The organism is Cryobacterium sp. M15 (assembly GCF_002929675.1).
Taxonomy (GTDB): Bacteria; Actinomycetota; Actinomycetes; order Actinomycetales; family Microbacteriaceae; genus Cryobacterium; species Cryobacterium lyxosi.
Window position 1 is genome coordinate 63,854 of sequence record NZ_PJJW01000033.1, and the last position, 15,932, is coordinate 79,785.

Sequence of the window (15,932 nt, forward strand, 5' to 3'; positions counted from 1 at the left end):
GTCACACCCGGCTCTCGACAGGGATGGCCCCAGCAGATGTTTTCGACCACGCGTGATCTGCTCGTTGGCTGCGCCGGTAGGCAGCTGGACCGCGCCAGTAATTGCCTAGTTCGGTGAGGACGAGCGATCTCGGATACCCGCCAGTGCCCACTTCGACGCGGGCAGGCCCGCGCGATCTTGAGCGGGCGACCCGACCGCCGCGTATACGAGTCGATCCCTGCTGGAGAATGCGCGCCGCAGCCTGTGGGAGTTGCCAGGCTATCGAGAGCAGGTGACGACGATCATGCTGAATCAACGACACCAACATGGCTGTAAAGCCGACACCGCTCCCCCGGAACTGGCTGACGAGTCCCGGATAATCCCGCCGATGCCTGTGGTGAACCACAGCTGCTGGTTCATAGGCCAGTTTTCCTCCGGACCAGAGCACATCGATCAGTGTCGCCAGGTCTTCTCCTCCGCGTGCCGGAGTGCCAGTGCCCAGCGCGGTGTCAAAGCCCCCCAACCGTTCCAACACCCGGCGACGAAACGCCATGTTCGCTCCGGCCCCGAAGGCTCCGACCCCGTAGAGCGAAACGCGGCGCTCCAGCGCGCCATCCATGGTGCGCACAGTGACGCGTGATCCGCGCAAGGCTCGCACCGGCCCGGGTTCGGCTGCAAGGGTGAGGGCAGTAAAAGTTCGTTCCCCGCTGAATCCGCCATAATAGCGCTCGAACCAAATCTGCGCGGGCGTTTCCAGCTCGGCTGGCAGGATCAACCCTGTCACCGCGTCAACGTCCGGCTGGAGTACAAAACGGCGACCCAAGGCGCGCAACCACTGGGAATCCACACGCACATCGTCGTCGGCATAGGCGACGATGTCGCCGGTAGCGGCCGCCATTCCCGCATTGCGGCCGGCGGAAACGCCAGGGCGGGTTTCGCGAATCACTCGTAGGTTAGTGCGGCCCCTGACCAGTTCAGGAAGCGGGTCACCTTCGCCGATCACTGGACGGTTGTCAACGACAATAAATTCCACCGACGGGTAGTCGACACGCTTGAACGAATCCAGGAGCAGTCGCAGCTCTGGCACACGACGCACGGTTGTCGTCACCACGACAGTAATACTCGGAAGTTCCGTATCGGCGATCGGTCGCGAACTCCGGGAACCGACCGGTTGGGTCTTTTGGATCAGGTGCTGCATCTGGTCAAGCACGGGTGCACTCGTGCCGCCAAGCTCAACGTAAGCCGTCCCAACGGGGTGGCCTGCGCGCCAACAAACGACGAGCGCACGCTCGTACCGGCTTTCCACGTCCAGCTCGGGGAATGGCTGGTCCACGTCTACCGCGATGATCCGGCACGGTCCGGGAGCATGGGGGGGCAAGTCCACAAGATCCGCTGGCAGGGCTGGGTTTGGGGCGAATTGCACTGTGTGGGGCAAGAGTGGCTCCTCAGGATTGGAAAAGTCGGCGCGGACAGAGAGACGTGGCGAGACAATGGCAGCTCGTTCGGAGGGGACGGCCCGTACCCGTCGCAATGCTCCGAGGAACCAGGGCAGGCACAGCACGGCGATGACGAACCGGCCCGCGTTCCAGCCAGAGGTTTGCGGAAGCAGAACTGACCCGCCTGCGATAAGAACAGTGGCAGCCACCGCACAGATCAGCCGAGTGGGCGGACGGGCAAAGGCCGGGCGATCTGGCAGAGCTAACCGCTGGAGAGCGGCGAGCATAGCGAACGCGAGAAGGGTAGCCAGGGCAGACCCCAAAATGCCGTAAAACGGCACCAGGACAATATTGAGGCCGATGTTTGCGGCCGCCGCGACGATGGCGATGAGGCCAATCGTCTTTCCCCGCCGCAGTGTGATGAGGAGTCGTCCGGTTGCGCCACTCGCCGCAACGGGGAACGCGGAAATCGAAACCACGAAGACAATGAGGGTGAGGGGTTCCGGACGAAAACTGGAAGGAGCCACAATTCGCAGCAAGGCCGGCGCTGCCAGGGTCACACCTGCAACCATTGGCATGAGCAGCCGATAGAGCTCATTACGGGACTGAACCGCGAGGAGCCAGCGCTGGCTTTCATCGCGCAGGGCCGCGAAACGCGGCGTCCAGGCCGAACTGGTAAAGGTGAGCAGGAGAATAACGACCGAACCCACCACGTACGCGATTTGGTACCGCCCGACTTCCTCCGGCCCGAGAATACGCTGAATTACAATTCGATCGCCCGCGTTGAGCACAAAAATTGCCAAGCCGCCGAGCGCGAGCGGAACACCGAGCTTGATCGCACGCCAGGCCACCGGCCAGTCCAGCAATCCCCGTAGCGCCGGTCTAGCCACGATGAGCCCGATAATCATCGCCAGGGTCTGGCTCACGACGCCGCCGATCGCGTACGTAGCCGCGTCATTGCGCACGGTCAGGAGCAGGACAACGCCAACCACCAACCCGCCAACGGCCGCCAGCACACTGACAATTGCGAACGGGCCCAGACGGTCTTCCGCGATCAGAAGCGCGAGAACGATTTGCACCGTCGCCGCAGGGAAAGTCCACAGGATCACGGCGAAGACCAGCGCGGGATAATCACCAAAGCCGAGGGCGTCCCGCCACAGTGGTGCCGTACTTCCTGCGATCGCTGCCACGACGAGCGCAATCACGATACCCAACGCCATGATGCCACGTGCTCGGTCGGCCCGGCCGTCTTCGGCACGCTGCAACACGAGTGCCTGGTCGAGCCCGATGAGCGCCAGAACGCTCAACACCTGGTGGAGTGCGATCGCGGAAGCGAGGGCGCCGAATTCAGCCGGTCCCATCACGTGGGCCAGAATGGGCGACACGATCGTGCCGGCAACGAGCTGCAGAGACCACACCACGACGTACAGCAGGCCCCGGCCGAAGAGGTGCGAGGAAGCAGCCGGTTCTGGCTCAGCGTGAGGTGCCACCGGCACAGCCCTGCCCGCCGCACCGGGATCAATCGTGGTCACGACGCCCCGCTCGCCACTGCGGCCGGGGCCGAGAATGACCGGCTGGCATCTATTGCATCCAGGATTTGATCACTCAGACCAGTCGTAAATTTTCGCGCAAATAAGCTCGGGAGCTCTTGTTGGTCGAAGTTCCGACGGGACAGCACGGCATCGGTCTGTTCGGTGCCGAGCCACGGTGGGCTCTTGCGGCGAGTCCCATCCCACCCGATCCACCAGGGCGTGGCACGAATATGTTCGTCGGACCAGTTCGGAAAATACTGAGCCGTGCCGAGCAGCGAGGGTATGAAGGTCTCGTCGGCCACCCAGCTGCGGCGCCAGAATCGAACCAGGTCGGGTCGACGATCCGCGATGTCGACCACGGTCTGCGCGTGGGCACGAGACAAAATCTTGAGTTGCGAACCTCCGGACAAGACGACGTCGGGCGGAAGCCGGCGGGGAATTGGGATTCGGATCATGTGCTTTCGCACGGCCCAGTGGCGGAATTTCAACCGATCAAGCCCCCCACTGGCTCCCCAACCGTCGTAAGGCAGCGGGTTGATATAGGTGATCGATTGACCGGCACAGGCAGTAAGCGTGTCAGTGAACTCCTCGACCGAGGCCAACGGATAGTCGGCTCCGGTGAGCAAAGCGACGTGCGTCGCGAATGTTGATTCCAATGCCGCGCGGAACCCCGCGAGCTCGGCGGCAACATTTTCCCACCGCGCCCAGCCCGTCTTCATTCGCGGTAGTACCGTGCAGCGCTTGGGAAGGTCAGTAGTCATGGCAGCAAAGACGCGTGGGTTCGCCCGAGAATCGCAGTGCAGAAAAACAGGAAACGGATCAAGCGCGTCGATCAGCCGCCGCACGTGCACGGGATCGGTGTGCGCCAGGATCACACAGGCGAGCAACGCTGAAGCCTCCGGAAGATCGCCTGACACCGAGCTTGGGGTGACGAGTGCTGGAATGTCAGCTGAAACGGGGGGAACGCGGTGCATGGGATCCTGTCGGGGTGTGCGGGTATCACGGGGCTGTACTGCGTTACCGGCAACGCTGACGGTTCGGTACGTGGGGGCCTGCTGGGCGGCTATCGATGCAGCGGACTCGGTTTGCGACGCAGGCGCCCTATCCGGGTGTCCACGCTTCGATCTCGGCCAAGCCGATTCTCACGGGTGCGCCCGGGACCGCCCCTATCGACGGCCCGCACAAAAACAGCGGTCGTCATCATGCGCTGGCCAGACGACTGGGGGGTGGCGCGGAGCATGGAATCCTGTCAGGTCTTCGGGTCCTGGGGCAAAGAATGCAACGTTTCGGGTGAGCGCCGCACGAGGGTCAAGGTGGGTTTACGCACGATCTTGACGCGTCAGCGACCGAACCGGCAGCCCCCATCCGGGGAGTGGGCAGGCATGACATAATAAATGCTCATAATTTACTAGCGGAGTCGGTTCGGGTCTGGTGTTTCAGACCGGACGGGGGGAGACTTGAGGGCACATAGTCCCCGTGGTATGGAGGTTTTCATGAAACCAGTCCAGGGCAGCCTGCCCGACATTATGCCCGTGCTTTCACGTGGCAAACATCGCACTCCCAAAAGCGGAGCGTGCTTCATGGAATTCGCCTCCTACCTCGCTGGCGAGTCCTGGAGCGACCACCCAGCATGTACCCATCCGGAGCTCGCCTCGCTGGCGCGCATGGTCAACGACTGCAGTTCAGACGACGCCAGGTCGCGGCTGGCACTGCTGATTCCGTCGGTTATCGGCCTGACCGGTTCCGACAAGCGGGTTGAAGTCGTGATCGCGCTGCGGGCTGGCTGCGAAGCGCTTCCAGTGGCCAGCCTGGAACGCCAGCGCGCGCTCGCGGTGGGTGTGCTCACCTGCGAGCGCACCGCATCCGTTCTTGATCCGGCGCTGGCCGAGCAGATGCGCCCCCTTATTCGGGCCGCCCTCGATGAAGCGACCGATGCCGAGCACTGGGCGCGCGGCTTCATCGGTAGTGTGCATTCGTGGACGCGCACCAAATTCACGGCGCGTACCGCCGACACGATCATTCGCGTTGCCGTGCAGGGCATCGGAGAGGCCTGCATCGGCGACCCGGACGCGCGGTTGTATACCCTGCTCGAACACGCGATCAACGATTGCACCGTGCTGTTGGGAACAAAGCGCGCGGACCGAACGGTGCATCTGCCCGCGCTGGCTTGATCACCGGCCCACCGACCGCACCCGGATGGTGCAACGAAAGCCCAGCCCCGTACTAGCGGGACTGGGCTTTCGTGTGTGCGAAAAAACGGATGCTACGGCGTCAGACTGCGGCCAGTTCCAGGTCATCGACCTCAGCACGGATGCCGCGGTTGACGGCGGACACGACCGACTTGAGCGACGCGGTAGAGATGTCCGCGTCGATGCCGACGCCCCAGTAGCGCTTGCCGTTCACGTCGAGCTCGACGTAGGCGGCCGCTTGCGCGTCGCCGCCGGCTGAGAGGGCGTGCTCCACGTAGTCGTACAGTGTGATGGCGACACCACGCTCGGCCATCACCCCAAGAAACGCGTTGATCGGGCCGTTGCCGGAACCGGTGGCTGGCGCCACGGTGTCACCGTCGCGCAGTTCGACCGCCAGGTCGACCGTGCCCGACAGGTCGCTCGACGTGCGGGTGGAGTGCAGTTCGAACCGGCCCCACTTGGCTTCAGGGTTCTTGATCGTGGCCGGCAGGTACTCGTCGTTGAAGATGTCCCAGATCTGCTCGCTCGTCACCTCGCCGCCCTCGGCGTCGGTTTTGGCCTGCACGACGCCAGAGAACTCGATCTGCAATTTGCGGGGCAGGTCGAGGGCGTGGTCGGTCTTGAGCAGATAAGCGACGCCGCCCTTGCCGGACTGCGAGTTGACCCGGATCACTGCTTCGTAGCTACGGCCGAGGTCCTTCGGGTCGATCGGCAGGTAGGGAACGGCCCAGACCAGGTCGTTGACGGTGCAGCCCTGTTTGGCCGCGTCGGCGTCCATGGCTTCAAAGCCTTTTTTGATGGCGTCCTGGTGCGATCCACTGAAGGCGGTGAAGACCAGATCGCCAGCCCAGGGGTTGCGCTCCGGAACCGGCAGCTGGTTGCAGTACTCCGCGGTGCGCTTGATCTCGTCGATGTTGCTGAAGTCGATCTGCGGGTCGATGCCCTGGGTGAACAGATTGACGCCAAGGGCGACGAGGTCGACGTTTCCGGTTCGCTCTCCGTTACCGAACAAGCAGCCTTCGATGCGGTCGGCGCCGGCCAGGTAGCCGAGTTCGGCGGCGGCGATGGCGGTACCGCGGTCATTGTGCGGGTGAAGCGAGATGAGGATGTTCTCGCGCTGGGTCAGGTGACGGCTCATCCACTCAATGGAGTCGGCGTACACGTTCGGGGTGGCCATCTCGACGGTGGCCGGCAGGTTGACGATGACTTTGCGTTCCGGGGTGGGCGCGAGGATCTCGACGACCTGATTGGTGATGTCCACGGCAAAGTCAAGCTCGGTGCCGGTGAAGCTTTCCGGGGAGTACTCGTAGTAGATGGTCGTGCCGGGAATGGTCGCTTCCATCTGCTTGCACAGACGCGCCCCGAACAGGGCCAGGTCGATGATGCCCTGCTTGTCTTCGCGAAAAACAACCTCGCGCTGCAGGATGCTTGTGGAATTGTAAAAGTGCACGATGGCTTGCTTGGCGCCCGTGATGGACTCATACGTGCGCTTGATCAAGTGCTCTCGCGCCTGGGTGAGCACCTGAATCGTGACGTCGTCGGGAATGGCGTTCTCGTCGATGAGGCTGCGTACGAAGTCGAAGTCGGTCTGGCTCGCCGACGGAAAACCGACTTCGATCTCCTTGTAGCCCATGCGCACGAGCAGGTCGAACATGATGCGCTTGCGCTCGGGGCTCATCGGATCGATGAGTGATTGATTGCCGTCCCGCAGGTCGACCGCGCACCAGCGCGGGGCACTCGTGATGTGCTTGCTCGGCCAGGTACGGTCGGTCAATTCAATGGCGAACTGCTCGTGGTACGGGCGGTAGCGGTGGATCGGCAGGGTGGATGCGGTCTGATTGTTCTTCATGATCCTGTTCCTCGTGGTGTCGTACAGCCAACGACAAACGCCGCGACGAGGGAGGCCTTTAGATTAGGACTCGTCGCGGCAGCTAAGGAGGAGCGTACCGTTCAACACAATTTCAGGCTAGCACCGTTTGGCACGGTTGCGACCACGTGGACGAAGGCCCCGGCAAGCGGATGCTATTGGCCGAGTCCGCGCACCAGAGTGACCACTTCTCGCATCGACAGACTGGGCAGATAGGCTTTGGCGAGGGCGAGCCCAATCTCCGGCAGCGCGACCGAGTCGGGGAACGCCATGAAGACCGGCGCATACTCGGGCTGGAACTTGCTTTTGAAGGCCAGTAATGATCGAAATCCGTATACCGGCTCGAGCGTGCGACCAAGGTACTCGAGCAGACCAGTGGCAATACCGCCCTGCCGAGGGCCGGATGAGGGAGCGAGCGGCGCGACCGACAGGCTGAGAAACTCAATCTCCGGGCGTTCCCGCATGCGCTCAGCCGTTTGGGCGATCAGAAATTCCATGACGCCGTTGATACTGTCGGGACGGCGCCGCATGAAGTCGAGGGTCCAGCCCACGATTTCACCGTCCCGGCAGGTCGGCAGCCAACTCGTCACGGCGTGCACGCGGTCTTCAGCGTCGACGGCGATCATGAGGCGCACCACCGGGTCCCGCAATTCGTCAAGGCCACCGAGGGTGAACCCGAGTTCGGGGAGTTCCTTCTCTTGAACCCATTGCTCAGAGATTTCGGCGATTTGGGCAGCTGCCGCGAACGAGAGCGACCGGTAGCTGGTCCACTCAGCTCGTATCCCGGCGCGGTCGGCGCGATTGATCGACGAGCGGATGTCCTGCCATTTCTTTCCCGTCGTGCTCCACCTGTTCGGCCGCAACAACGTCTCCTCCCCCACCTGCACGCTCGGCCAACCCATCAAGACGAAAACATCCTGCCAGTTCTCGTGCACGCTGTAGAAAACCGGAACCCAGCCGTTGTCGTCACACATGCGGGCGAAGAAAGCGACGGCGGCAACGGCCTCGGAGCGTGGTCCGACCGGCTCGGAGGTCGTGATGGCGATGCCGTTGACCACCCGGTAGGCGATGGCCGTACGTCCGCTCGAGGTGAACCACAGCGAATTGCCGGCCCAGGTGGTCATACAGCCGAGCGATCCGCCGCCATGCTCAGAGAGGAGCGAGCGCAGTCGACTTGGTGCATCGGCGGTCTGGCCGACGGAGGCGCTCCGCAGGCAGACGATCGCCCCCACGAAGACGACGATCCAGAATGCAGCGCCGACACCGTCATACAAGGCGGTGGAGAGAGGGTCGGTCGGAAGAAAAGACACTCGCTCCAGGCGCAGGAAACCGACCGGAATGAACCGCTCAGGCACGTCCGCGAGCAGGTCGAGCAGAGTTACCGCGGGCCGAAAGTGATCGCGGAGCAGCCATCCGATCCCGAGATAGAACGCGGCGAGTGCGGCGAGACTTCCAGCCGTGACGAGCAGAAATCGGCGACGCATGCCCGTGCGAGAGGCCACCGGAAAGTGGCGCAGATTGCCGAGGATAACAACGGCCACGGCGAGCGGCACGAGCACCGACACGGCGAGGATGAGCGTGACTTCGAAGTACCGGCCGGATTGCCACTGCCATACGTAGGCCTGCCCGGAGATCGGCAGCAGCCCGTAGTACCAGGCGGCGAGTATCGCCAATCCAACGTTGATCGTGATAGCCAGCCACGCGGCGAATCGCCGTCCGCGAGCCAGCCCGAAAGCTGCCACCACGAGGGTGAGCAGCGGCAGCAGGCTGACCAGCACAGGGCCGGCCCCGCCGATACGTTCGAGGCTGAGTTCCTGCACACACTGCCGGGTAATATCGCCCAGCCGGCAGCGGTCGATGACCTCCCCAGCACTCGGTACGTCCTGGGTGAGCAGCAGCCCAAGCGGTGCGAGCAGCCCAAAACGGGCGCCGGAAAAGATGGTGACGACCGGACCGACGGCAACCATACCGACGATGGCGGCCAGCAGAGTGCGGGTTTCGTGGTCGGAACTGCGCCGCCACGACGCCACCCGGAGTGACGGGCGCCAGAGCCACCCCACACCAAGCCCAACAACCGCGGCCAGCAGGCGGTAGAGGTCAGAGGGCTGGCCGGAATAGAGCACGAGCACGAGCACCGTCGACAGCCCGAGCACGCGGATGCGGCGCCGCCAGAGCGGGCCGACGAAGTAGCTGGCTGCCATGGCGCTGCCAAACATGGGAGTGAAGGGGTCGATGGCCCACAACTCGACCACGCCGCGCGACCACATTTCGCCCCCGGCGACACCGAGGTACTGGGCGCCGAGGCCGATTGCGGCACCGAGAATCGACGTCACCAGAAAGGCGATGACGGTGCGGCGGGTTCCCATCAGCCGTTCGGCGAAACCCAGCAGAACCACTGCGCCGGCCAGCGCCAACAACAGTTCGCCGCCATTGTCGACAAAGAACACCGAGGTGAGCGGAGACCACCAATGCCCGCGTTCAATGACCGACTCGTAGCCGGTGCCGAACAGCAGACGGATACCGCGCGCCGGTCCGGCGACTACTCCCGTTGCGAGGCCCACCGCGAGCAGTGCGACGGCATAGGAGACAGCGAAGGGTCGCTGGCTGGACCATCGGTAAAGCGATCGCAGGGCGGAGCCCCTCGCGGGTTCGCGCCCGGGCGGGTCGAGGGCGGTTGCGTCGCTCATGATGTCGTTGGTGGTCACCTCGTCGTCGCAATCACGGTCGGCGCGAGCAATGCGGTACGTGCGGCGATGATCGGCAGGGCCGTGGTCCAGGCATAGTCAACCGTTCGCCAATCGTGGGCCGTACCGGGTGACTCGAACAGGTGGGTAACGACGCCGGCGCGCTGGGCGGCATCCGCTACCGCGTGCACCCCCGGCAGAAAGCGTATATCGTCGTCGCCGACCACAAAGATGGCACCGAGCTCGGCGTAGGGTTGCTGGGCGGCGAGAATAGCGGAGGGCGCAGCCGCGGCGTAGAGGGAAGCGCTGCCATCAAAACCCGATTGCACGGTATGCGCCTCGCTTCCATTTTTGGGAACGAGCTCTCCCGCGATGTCCAAGATCGTACTGTATAGCTCCGGGTGCGCAGCGCCGAGTTGAATGGAGCACGTGCCGCCCTGAGAGAAACCGGCGATGGTCCACCCGGAGGGTTGGGCCGTGACGTGCAGGTGCGACCTGATCCAAACCGGAACGTCGACGGTGAGATAGCTGGCCGAACTGCCAAGCGCTGAGTCGACACACATCGGATTGCGGCCCGGCGCGCCGAGTTGATCGGGAACGACAACGATGGGGGCGAGACCAAAATGCGCCCGCGCGTACGTGTCGAGAATGCCCGCCAGCCGGCCGGACGTGAACACGTCGCTCGGGCTGCCCGGCTGCCCGGAGAGCATCTCGACCACCGGCAGGGCCGGCGGGTTCGCGCGACGCGCCGCCGGCGGCAGGTAGACCAGCGCGTCGCGGGAGACGAAACCCGAGCTGGTAGGCGGAATGGTGACCGTGCCGACGACTCCGGACTCGTTGGATGCCGTGTTGTTGGCCACATTCGCTGGGTCGGGATGCACGGCTGGAGTCTGGGCAGCGCGGGCCTGCGCGGTTGCGAGGGCCGGGTCAAGGGGCGGGTAGCTTGCGAGCCCGAGGGCGACACGCAGAGTGGGAAATTCACCGACATCTGCGTTGATTCCCACCGCGGCGCTGAGCAGACAGAGTCCGATCGCGCCAACGGCGACGCCGCGGCGCCACCGCACCTGGCCGCTGAGATTTAGCACGACCACGGCAAGACTCGCCCCCAGGGCAGCGGTCCACAGACCGGTTCCGGTCGAGAACGAGACACCCCACGGGTCCCAGACATCGGTGATAAACCAAGCTAGGGCCCAACCACCGAACGCACCGACGACGGCGCCAATGACGGTGATCACGGCGCGACGCACGCCGGTGGGTCCGAGCAGCACGAGCAGCAGCGTGAGTCCGGTGACTGCGTAGAGCGTTCCAAGTACGGGCGCTTCGATAAGACTGATATCAAGCGGGCTGAAAGCCGAAAACAACGAGTTCATTGAGAGCCTCCGGAAGCACTTTGACACCACCCGCACGTTTCGTGGGCGGGCATCGTTGAGTTACCAGCCGGCACCCGGCCAAGTCATAGCCGAGTGACATCCCACGCACAGGGGTTGACCGGATGCCGGGTTTCGCCGCCGCTGACACCCTCGCTGAACTCGGCGCGGACGTGCTCATGCTGGCGTCAACCGGGCCCGACGAACGATTCGACCTGCTCACGGTGCTCGGAGTGCCGTATGTGCAGGCTGACCTGCGTGAGGTGCCTGCACAACTGGGAGCACAGATGCCGGGCGTGATCATCGTGTCGCCCGGCTTCCATCCCGATGGTGTCGGGAATTTCGCTCGACTGAGATCGCGGAGTTATGGGGCAAAGAGAGTCATGGGGCAAAGAGCAGTACGGCGAACATGCCGAACAACACCAGGTGGACAGCGCCGTGGAGGGCAGTGGTACGCGGCGAGAAATAGGTGATGATGCTTGCTGCCAGTGTCACTGCGATGAGCACCATGTTTGCGCTCGATTCTCCAAGAATGACTTCTTGGCCTGTCGCTAAGCCGATGATCAGTACGGTCGGGATGGTGAGCCCGACCGTGGACACGAACGCCCCGAGTCCGAGGTTGAGGGTACGTTGGCCCTCGTCAGCCAGCGCCGCCCGAACTGCCGTCATCGCCTCTGGCGTGAAGACGATGATCGCGATGATCACCCCGCCCAACGCGACTGGAGCGCCCGTGGCCGCGATACCGGCCTCGACCAGGATCCCCAGGTCGTGGGAGAGCAGCACGATCGGCAGGACGGTACCGACCAGCAGGAGGACCCGCCGAACCAGCTCGCCCCTGCCCACGCCGACGACAGCGGCCAAACGAGAGTCGGGGCGGGGTTTTGGAATATCGGCGGTAGTGACGCTTCCAAAGATCGCCTGGGCGTGGCTGGGCTGCGTGAACAACGCCCGACTCTTCCCCGTCTGCAAGTAGATGAAGAACCCGTAGAGTGCCGCCGCCAGCACCGAGACGGCGATGGCCTGCGCGGGCACCAGACTCCCATTGGACGTTGACACCGTAAAGTTTGGCAGCACGAGCGTGCACAGCGACAACACGGCGATCATCGCAACGTAGACCGACGCGCCTTCCATGTTGTAGCGCTGCGGGCCGTGCTTCATGCCGCCGAGGAGCAGGGACAGACCCATCACTCCGTTGATGATGATCATCATGACGGCGAACACCGAGTCGCGTGCGATCGTCGACGATCCCGACGGCCCAAGCATGACCGAGGAAATGAGGACGACTTCAATGATGACGACGGTCAAGGTCAGAACCAACGTACCGAATGGTTCTCCCAGCTTGCGGGCCAGCGCCTCAGCCTGGTGGACGACTCCGAACGCGGCGACCATGATCGCCGCGAGGATGATCAGGAACACGCCCAACGCGACTGCCACACTCGGCGGGTGGGCGACAAGATCATGGCCGACTGTCAGCACGCCGATCGAGACCAGCCATGCGATCGCGAGGGTCATCGTCGTTGATCGGCTCAGCAACACCCGCCATCCATCGTTCGAGCGGACCTCGGTCGGGGTGTGAGAATGCGCATGGCGCTTGATGGGCATGAGCCTGCCTTAATCGGAGGCCGTCCCCCTACAAACCGCGGCATCCGAGGTCGTCCCGTGACGCATGAACACAGCGTGCATTCACCCAAGAGACGATACCAGAAGCGTGGTTTTCACCGGAGATCACCGGGTTCAGATGTGCTCCCGAAGCGTCTCGCAACGCGCGGGTCTCATACCCCCTGTGTCACAAGACGCTTTGGTTACGAGACACATCGGGAATCGACCGGATTGCAACCGACATACTTCGCTGCGGCGGTAGTCACTTTCAGCCGACGTCAAATTTCCGCGACGGCGCGCCGCCATCCGAGGTGTCGGGCGAATGCTGTCGTTCTGGTGGAGGTCACGAAAATCCAAGTCTGAGTGCGACGGCCCGTCTGTCTCCTGGAGACCATGACGCGATTGCTCTTCTCCAACGTGGTGACGTTGTGATCCAGGCTTGAGTCGTGCTGGATGAATCGCTCAAGTGCGCAGCCAGCCTGCATGTGACCGTCGGCCATATCGCATGTGAAATCGCCACCGGTCCGTCTCGTATCCGCCCCTCCTTCACCGGGCATTTTCGCGGATCGGTCTAACGGAACCATCGCCCTCGCAGTAACGCAGGGAACCATGTTGCAGTGGAAGTCAGCGGCACGGTTGTACCATTCGACGGCTGAGCGCCGAGGGTCCGTTTGCACGTGTTTGTGGGCCCGGGCGTGGCGGTGGCCGCCGGGGTGTCGAATCGGCGCCTAACGGATGGCTGCGGTACTTTTCTCAGCCTGCTCCGAGTGCCTTTGGTACTCTGGTGAACACAATGGACCCCGATAAACCCTCGCCCCTTTCATCGTTTCCTCGCACAACGTCTCCAATTTTGAGGGGGCCAGATGCTGTTTGAGTGGGCGATGGTAGGGGTAGGCCTGCTTCTGACCGTGGGTACGGGTGTCTTTGTTGCGGCCGAGTTTTCTCTTGTCACGTTGAACCGCAACGACCTTGAGGCCCGTCAGGAACGCGGCGAAAAGCGCCTCGGACCGACCATCAAGGCGCTGAAGATCACGTCGACGCACCTGTCGAGTGCGCAACTGGGCATCACCCTGACAACACTGCTGACCGGGTTCACGTTCGAGCCCGCAATCACATCATTGCTGACCGAGCCATTGGCGGGAGTCGGTGTACCCGACGGCCTGATCCCCGTGCTCGGCTCCATCATCGCCATTTCGGTGGCGACGCTGTTCTCCATGGTGATCGGCGAGCTCGTGCCGAAGAACTTTGCTTTAGCCGTGCCGTTGGCCACGGCCAAAATCGTCGTGCCCCCGCAAGCACTGTTCACCGCGGTGTTCAAACCCATCATCTTGCTGTTCAACAACACCGCCAACGGACTGATCCGTCTGGTGGGCATCGAGCCCAAGGAAGAACTATCAGGGGCGCGAACCGCGGAAGAGCTCAGCTTCCTGGTGCGGCGGTCGGCCCTGGAGGGCGTGCTCGACACCGATCACGCGGCGATGCTGCACCGCACGCTCCGGTTCGCCGATCACACGGTCGCCGACGTCATGACACCTCGGGTGCGGATGGCCTCCGTGCAGGTCGCTGATACGGCCGAGAGTATCGTGCGGCTCTCCACGGCCACCGGCTACTCGCGTTTTCCGGTCATCGATAAAAACTCCGACGACATCGTCGGGGTCCTGCACGTCAAGCAGGCCTTCGCGGTCGATCTTGACCGCCGCGGGCAGATTACTGCGAACGAGCTCAAGGTGGATGCGCTGCGTGTGCCCGAGTCGATGGCCGTGGACACTCTCCTCGCTCTGCTGCGTAAGCAGGGCTTCCAGATCGCTGTCGTCGCTGACGAATACGGCGGAACGGCGGGCATCGTCACGCTGGAAGACCTCGTCGAAGAACTCGTGGGCGAGCTGGAAGACGAGCATGATCGAGCGAAAACTGGCGTCATCCGCTCGGGGCGGTCCGTGGTGTTCGACGCCAGCTGGCGGCCGGACGAACTGTTCGACCGTGCCGGTGTCACCGTTCCCGACGACGGCGACTACGAAACCGTTGCCGGGTTCATCGCCGACCAGCTCGACCGTATTCCCGAGGTGGGCGACGAGGTCCCTATCAATGGAGGGCTCTTGCGGATCGACCGGGTGGATGGCGTGCAGGTTCAACGCGTGCGCTTCACCCCGTCCGACTTGGAGCACGACCCGAGTCTGGCCACCAGACACGACCGAATCGTCAACCAGATCCAGAAGGACCTAACCCATGAGTGAGTACTGGCCGGGCCTGATCTGGCTCGTCGTGCTGTTGATCGTCAATGCATTCTTCGTCGGCGCCGAGTTCGCCGTGATCTCGGCCCGCCGCTCGCAGATCGAACCGCTCGCCGAACGCGGCAGCAAGGCCGCGAAGACCACCCTGTGGGCGATGGAACACGCAACTCTAATGCTGGCCACCAGCCAACTCGGCATCACCGTGTGCTCGCTGCTGATTCTGAACGTGTCCGAACCGGCCATTCACGGCCTGTTGGAGTATCCGCTCGCCGTGACCGGACTCTCCGACGCCGCGATCAGCGTGATCGCTTTTGGTATCGCTTTGGCGCTGGTGACTTTCCTGCACGTGGTATTCGGCGAAATGATTCCCAAGAACATTTCCTTCTCCGTTCCCGACCGTGCAGCGCTTATCCTGGCGCCGCCGCTGGTGCTCGTCGCCCGCATCTTCAGCCCCGTGATCGGCAGCTTGAACTGGTTGGCGAACGGGGTGCTGCGCCTGTTCAAAGTGCAGCCCAAGAATGAGGCGACCAGTGCGTTCACCCTCGACGAGGTTGCCGGCATCGTGGAAGAGTCCACACGCGAAGGAATGCTGAAGGATGCTTCGGGCACCCTCTCGGCTGCGTTCGAGTTCACCTCGAAACGCGTCTCCGACGTGGAGGTGCCCCTGTCCTCGATGGTTCATCTTCCGGCCTTGGCGTCTCCGTCCGAGATTCAACAAGCTGTCGCCCAGCACGGATACTCCCGCTATATCCTTACCGACAAGGACGGGCAACCCACCGGATACCTGCACCTCAAGGATGTGATGGACCTCACCGACGGAAACGCGTTCACCCGGCCCGTTCCCGGCAAACGCATCCGCCGCCTGGCATCCGTCTTCCGGGACAGCGAGTTAGAGGATGCCCTGGCAGCCATGCGCCGCCTCGGAGCGCACGTGGCCACGTCCTTCGACGCGGACGGCGTCGCCACCGGAGTTTTATTCCTCGAGGACATCATCGAGGAACTCATCGGCGAAATCGAAGACGCCACGACGGTTTAGTCACGGGAAGGT

The 15,932-nt window shown here is 63.3% G+C and carries 9 protein-coding genes; 3 read left to right on the forward strand and 6 right to left on the reverse strand.

Going from position 1 to position 15,932, the window contains the following annotated elements; all coding sequences use genetic code 11:
* Position 1: 1 nt before the first annotated feature.
* Both CXY83_RS05235 and CXY83_RS05240 read right to left on the reverse strand, forming a co-directional pair.
* Complete coding sequence (locus tag CXY83_RS05235; protein ID WP_104196333.1) at positions 2-2,947, reverse strand: oligosaccharide flippase family protein; 2,946 nt, start codon at positions 2,945-2,947, stop codon at positions 2-4.
* Entirely contained in the window at positions 2,944-3,921 is a 978-nt protein-coding gene (locus CXY83_RS05240) for a beta-1,6-N-acetylglucosaminyltransferase (protein WP_104196334.1), read from the reverse strand. The genes CXY83_RS05235 and CXY83_RS05240 overlap by 4 nt, the downstream gene beginning before the upstream one ends.
* Before the next feature lie 519 nt (positions 3,922-4,440).
* On the opposite strand from CXY83_RS05240, the gene CXY83_RS05245 reads away from it, so the two are divergent.
* Positions 4,441-5,118, forward strand: coding sequence for a hypothetical protein (locus CXY83_RS05245; protein WP_199184896.1), 678 nt, complete (start codon positions 4,441-4,443; stop codon positions 5,116-5,118).
* 100 nt (positions 5,119-5,218) lie between these two features.
* Here CXY83_RS05245 and leuA read toward each other — a convergent pair whose 3' ends face one another.
* From leuA to CXY83_RS05265, 4 genes are all read right to left on the reverse strand, one after another.
* Complete coding sequence (leuA, locus tag CXY83_RS05250; RefSeq protein ID WP_104196335.1) at positions 5,219-6,985, reverse strand: 2-isopropylmalate synthase; 1,767 nt, start codon at positions 6,983-6,985, stop codon at positions 5,219-5,221.
* A gap of 173 nt (positions 6,986-7,158) precedes the next feature.
* Positions 7,159-9,690 carry a DUF2156 domain-containing protein gene (locus CXY83_RS05255; RefSeq protein WP_104196427.1) on the reverse strand — a complete coding sequence of 844 codons (2,532 nt, stop codon included), beginning with the start codon at positions 9,688-9,690 and terminating at the stop codon, positions 7,159-7,161.
* A gap of 14 nt (positions 9,691-9,704) precedes the next feature.
* Complete coding sequence (locus CXY83_RS05260; RefSeq protein WP_104196336.1) at positions 9,705-11,057, reverse strand: esterase family protein; 1,353 nt, start codon at positions 11,055-11,057, stop codon at positions 9,705-9,707.
* A 378-nt stretch (positions 11,058-11,435) separates the two neighbouring features.
* Complete coding sequence (locus CXY83_RS05265) at positions 11,436-12,656, reverse strand: calcium:proton antiporter (RefSeq protein ID WP_104196337.1); 1,221 nt, start codon at positions 12,654-12,656, stop codon at positions 11,436-11,438.
* Between the two features lie 863 nt (positions 12,657-13,519).
* Here CXY83_RS05265 and CXY83_RS05275 point away from each other — a divergent pair.
* Complete coding sequence (locus CXY83_RS05275) at positions 13,520-14,887, forward strand: hemolysin family protein (RefSeq protein WP_104196428.1); 1,368 nt, start codon at positions 13,520-13,522, stop codon at positions 14,885-14,887.
* On the forward strand, positions 14,880-15,920 hold the full coding sequence (locus CXY83_RS05280; protein WP_104196339.1) for a hemolysin family protein: 1,041 nt from the start codon (positions 14,880-14,882) through the stop codon (positions 15,918-15,920). The genes CXY83_RS05275 and CXY83_RS05280 overlap by 8 nt, the downstream gene beginning before the upstream one ends.
* The last annotated feature ends 12 nt before the right edge of the window (positions 15,921-15,932 follow it).